Genomic DNA, 247 nt, shown 5'->3' on the forward strand with positions numbered 1-247 from the left:
GGTGACCAATATCGACGATCTCCTCCAGCTTCCGAGGGCCAAGGGCTCGGCCTACTACTCCAAGATCTCCATGACCGACGGACTGCCACGTCGTCCCGGGGTCTACATGTTCCGTGACCGGGACGGGCGGGTCATCTACGTCGGCAAGGCGACCAACCTGAGATCCCGCGTGCGCCAGTACTTCTATGGGGACCAGCGCCGCCGGATCGCCAACCTGATGCGCGAGCTGGATTCCGTCGACCACATC

Annotated in this window: 1 protein-coding gene; it reads left to right on the top strand. The window is 63.2% G+C overall.

Going from position 1 to position 247, the window contains the following annotated elements:
• Positions 1-247, top strand: a 247-nt coding sequence (locus tag KVT28_RS26015) for a GIY-YIG nuclease family protein (RefSeq protein ID WP_217551150.1), incomplete at both ends; no start/stop codon positions are given.

It is taken from the genome of Pantoea sp. GbtcB22, assembly GCF_019091025.1.
Taxonomy (GTDB): Bacteria; Pseudomonadota; Gammaproteobacteria; order Enterobacterales; family Enterobacteriaceae; genus Pantoea; species Pantoea leporis.